The following is a 3805-nucleotide window of genomic DNA, read 5'->3' as shown; positions in this document are numbered from 1 at the left end:
GTGGTGGACCCCACGGGGTACCTGCGGCGGGAAACGCCGGCCCTCGGCGCGGAGCACCGGCTCCAGCCGTACGACAACGTGTTCATCCGGCGGGTTCCGGGGTTCGAGCTGCAGCGCAACGTGGTGCTCTCGGGCGAGGTTCGCTTCCCGGGCCGCTACACGCTGACGACCCGCGAGGAGCGGCTGGGCGACCTCATCACGCGAGCGGGCGGCGTAACGGACGCGGCTTACGTGCGGGGGGCGCAGTTCTTCCGGACCCAAGGTGGTCTGGGCCGCGTGGGCATAGACTTCGAGCGCGTCCTGCGCGACCCCAGCTACCGCGACAACGTCATCCTCTTCGCCGGCGACTCGCTGTTCGTGCCCGAGTACTTGCCGACGGTGAAGGTCGAGGGGGCGGTAAACAGCCCGGTGACGGTGGCGTACCGGCCCGGGGCGGGCGTGGGCTACTACGTGGATGCGGCGGGCGGCTTGGCGCGGCGGGCGGACCGGAAGCGCACCTACGTGGTGCAGCCGAACGGCGCGGTCACGAGGCCGAACCGGCGACCGGAGCCGGGGGCGCGTATCTACGTGCCTGCTGTGCCCGAGGGCGAGGGAAAGACTGACTGGGGTCAGGTTCTGAGCGCCGTCGCCACGGTGCTCACGAGCGCGCTGACGATCATTCTGGTGGTGCAGAGGCTTTAGGCCGTCCGGCTCTCAGCTTCGACGAAGGTGCCGCAGCGTTCGCTCCAGGTCCTTGCGGTTGATGACTCGCATGATGGTGACGACTGGTTCGTCGAGCCGAAACAGAACGCGATAGTCGCCGGAGCGGAGGCGGTAAAGCGGGAAGCCAAATCCCCGGAGCCGCTTGATGCCGGGCGGCCAACTGGTCGCCAGGTCCGCCAGCGCCCGCAGCTCCGCCGCCAGGCGCCGGCGGAGGACCGGCGGCACGGCGTCGAGGTCCTTGACCGCGGCGCGCGTGAGCTGGACCGTGAAGCGGCTCATCCGCCGCGTTTTTCGGCCAGATAGGCGTGGATCGAGGTGACTCGGCCGGCGGCGCGATCCGCTTCGGCGTCCGCGATCATCCGGCGGATCTTCGGGCTGTGTTCGAGGATGAAGTCCTCGAGGTCGTCCTCGGAGAGCGGGGTGAGCGACGCCGCCGGCTTGCCGCGGAGCGTGATGATCACCGCCTCGCCCTTCATGACCCGGCGCAGCAGCTCGTTGGTCTTGTTCTTGAGTTCGACGGTGTTGGCAACTTTCATGATTGGCCTCGCGCGGGTGAGATGGCTAGGGCTATTATAATAGCTAGCTACGGTCGGCCGTCAAGCGGCACGCGGTCTGCCCTCAGAACAGCGCCGGCAAGTGGACTGCGCCACGGTCGTCGAGGCGCCCGAGCGCGGGCTCGATCGCGTCCGCGCCCCCCGCCGTTGCGCAAACCCCATGTCTCACCGATGCTTACCCCCTGCCTCTTGACCCGCCCCTCGGCAGCTGACATGTCAGCTTTGCCGCGCAGAGTACTTTTCGCTGTTGAGGCCGAACCGGCGTGGGTGGCCGGCCGATGACCAACCGGGCGCAGGACTGGCTTCGCCAGGCGCTGCGGGACCTCGAGCAGGCGGAGGACTCCCGCGCGGCGGGGCGGCACGAGTGGGCGTGCTTCGCCGCGCACCAGGCGGCCGAGAAGGCGGTGAAGGGGTTGCACCTCTCGTGTGCCCAGGACGCCGGGGGGCACGTGGTCGCAAAGCTGCTGCGCGAGCTGCCCGCCCGCGTGGCAGCCGCGGAATCGCTGGTGGAGAAGGCGAGCGTGCTCGACAACTTCTACGTGCCGGCGCGCTACCCGAATGGGCACCCTGCCGGCGCGCCATTCGAGCACTACGGCCCGCTGCAGAGCGAGGAGGCAATCCGGTATGCCCGTGAGGTCCTTGGGCACTGCCGTGCTGGTCTGGCCTGATGCGGCGACGGTGAGGAAAGCCGCGCTCCGTTGGGCGGAGGATCTCCGCCGCGCCGATGAGAGCGTGGCGGCGGTGGGCTACTTCGGTTCGTACGCCCGGGGGGACTGGGGCGTCGGGAGCGACCTCGATCTGGTGGTCATCGTCGCGGACTCGCCTCTCCCCTTCGAGCGCCGGGCGGCACGGTTCGACGCCACCGGACTGCCCGTGCCGGCAGACCTCCTGGTGTACACCCGGACGGAGTGGGAGAGCCTCGCCACCAGGCCACGCGACGTGGTGTGGATGACGGGCGACGACGGGCGGGTCGGCGGCGGCGACCTGTAGGCTGCAGAGCGAGGGCGACTGCCGCGCGTGGTCGCCGCGACAGCGCCACCGAACACGAAGGCCGGTTCCGGCTGCGAACCCCGGCGGGGCGGAGCGGAACAACGCAGGTGCAGCGACCGCCGATCAGGCGCGGGCCGTTGCGCGGCGGCCGGGCTCCGCCGCGGCCGGACCGGCGCCCGCCCGTTGTCCGCCCCTACCTCGGCAGACCATACTTGAGGCCTATGCGACACCGCCTCCTGGTGGCCCTGCTCGCCGTGGGCCTGGCCGCGCCGCTCGCCGCCCAGACCGAGAGCAATCTCTACCTGCCGATCAACTCCTGGAGCACGCCGTACGTCGAGCACCTGATCCGCGCCGGCGTGCTTCAGGGGCTGGATCCCCTCACGCGGCCGCTTAGACGCGCCGACGTGGCGCGCGCGGTGAAGGCGGCCGACACGACCGACCTGGCCGAGCCGGTGCGGGCGAGCCTGCGGCTGCTCGCGGAGGAGCTGGCCGAGCGGCCGGACACCGTCCGCTGGAAGCTCGAGGCGAACGTCGCCGTCCTCGGCGCCTCGGACGCCAGTCGGTGGACGGTGCGGCCTGCCCCGGAGAACACCGGGCTCTTCTACGAGGGCGGCCTGGCGGGGTCCCTGGAGTTCCCCCACGTGGCAATGGCCACTCATCCGTACTTCGACACCCGGCTCCGCCGCGACCCCGAGTTCACGGGGAGACAGGATCGGTTCATCGCCGGCGACAACGGGGAGGCCTATATCCTGGGCTCGTGGCGCTACCTGGAAGTCTTTTTCGGCCTCGTGCCGAGGAACTGGGGGCCTCCGGAGATCGAGGGCCTCATCCTCTCCCCCAGCCCCTACCCCTACGATCATCTGCTGGTCCGATTGGGGCCGAGGCGGTTCCGCCTCGAGATGCTGGCGGCGCAGCTGGACAACCTTCCGATGTGGGACAGCCCTTTCATCTCCAAGCGGTTTCTGTCGGTTCACCGTCTCGTGGCCGCGCCCTCGGACCGCCTGTCCTTCTCGCTGTCGGAGGCCGCCTTGTACGCCGACAACGGGGAACCCAACCGCAACTTCGAGCCATGGTTCCTGAACCCTCTGAACCTCTGGCTCCCGGTGATGTTCAACTACGTGCACTCCGCGAACATCCTGGTGGCCGGCGACGTCAGCTACTTGATAAGGGACGACCTCCGCGCCGCTGTGCAGCTCTACGTGGACGACATCCAGGTGGACCGCCGTACCCAGGGAGACAGGAAACCCGCCGAACTCGGCTACACGTTGTCGGTCACGGGTGGGGCGAGCCGTGCCCGGCTCAGCTGGTCCGCGCTGTACACGCGCGTGGACAACCTCGACTACCGCACCCAAGCGAACGAGGAGCAGTACACAATGCGCGGCGTCGGTCTGGCCCGAAGCCACGACGACTACGATCAGCTCACGCTCCGCGCGACCACGTCCCCGGCGCCGCGGGCCATGCTCACCGGCGTGCTGACCTATCTGTGGCAGGGCGAAGGCAGCATTGCGAAACGCTTCCCGCCCATCAACCTCTTAGCCGACTCGCTGAGATTCCTCACC

The 3805-nt window shown here is 69.5% G+C and carries 6 protein-coding genes; 4 read left to right on the top strand and 2 right to left on the bottom strand.

The features are described 5' to 3' along the window. Positions 1-681 (top strand): SLBB domain-containing protein (locus Q8Q85_14110; protein ID MDP3775394.1); only part of this gene is annotated, 681 nt, incomplete at its 5' end. Positions 682-693: 12 nt separating this feature from the next. On the opposite strand, the gene Q8Q85_14105 is transcribed toward Q8Q85_14110, so the two are convergent. Continuing rightward, a complete protein-coding gene (locus Q8Q85_14105) occupies positions 694-981 on the bottom strand; it encodes a type II toxin-antitoxin system RelE/ParE family toxin (protein ID MDP3775393.1) in 288 nt (95 codons plus the stop codon). After that, on the bottom strand, positions 978-1238 hold the full coding sequence (locus Q8Q85_14100) for a type II toxin-antitoxin system prevent-host-death family antitoxin (protein ID MDP3775392.1): 261 nt from the start codon (positions 1236-1238) through the stop codon (positions 978-980). Before Q8Q85_14100 ends, Q8Q85_14105 begins: the two co-directional genes overlap by 4 nt. Before the next feature lie 296 nt (positions 1239-1534). Between Q8Q85_14100 and Q8Q85_14095 the strand changes: the two genes are divergently transcribed. The 3 genes from Q8Q85_14095 to Q8Q85_14085 all read left to right on the top strand — a co-directional run. Further along, a complete protein-coding gene (locus Q8Q85_14095) occupies positions 1535-1924 on the top strand; it encodes a HEPN domain-containing protein (GenBank protein MDP3775391.1) in 390 nt (129 codons plus the stop codon). Continuing rightward, on the top strand, positions 1881-2246 hold the full coding sequence (locus tag Q8Q85_14090) for a nucleotidyltransferase domain-containing protein (GenBank protein MDP3775390.1): 366 nt from the start codon (positions 1881-1883) through the stop codon (positions 2244-2246). The genes Q8Q85_14095 and Q8Q85_14090 overlap by 44 nt, the downstream gene beginning before the upstream one ends. Before the next feature lie 221 nt (positions 2247-2467). Continuing rightward, on the top strand, positions 2468-3805 hold a 1338-nt coding region (locus Q8Q85_14085; protein MDP3775389.1), incomplete at its 3' end, for a hypothetical protein.

The organism is Gemmatimonadales bacterium (assembly GCA_030697825.1).
Classification (GTDB): Bacteria; Gemmatimonadota; Gemmatimonadetes; order Gemmatimonadales; family JACORV01; genus JACORV01.
Note: the sequence above shows the minus strand (reverse complement) of the source record. Positions and strands in the feature narration are given on the sequence as shown.

Coding starts and splice junctions, on each gene's coding strand:
- Q8Q85_14105 (MDP3775393.1), bottom strand. CDS start 981: ATGAGCCGCTTCACGGTCCAGCTCACGCGCGCCGCGGTCAAGGACCTC.
- Q8Q85_14100 (MDP3775392.1), bottom strand. CDS start 1,238: ATGAAAGTTGCCAACACCGTCGAACTCAAGAACAAGACCAACGAGCTG.
- Q8Q85_14095 (MDP3775391.1), top strand. CDS start 1,535: ATGACCAACCGGGCGCAGGACTGGCTTCGCCAGGCGCTGCGGGACCTC.
- Q8Q85_14090 (MDP3775390.1), top strand. CDS start 1,881: ATGCCCGTGAGGTCCTTGGGCACTGCCGTGCTGGTCTGGCCTGATGCG.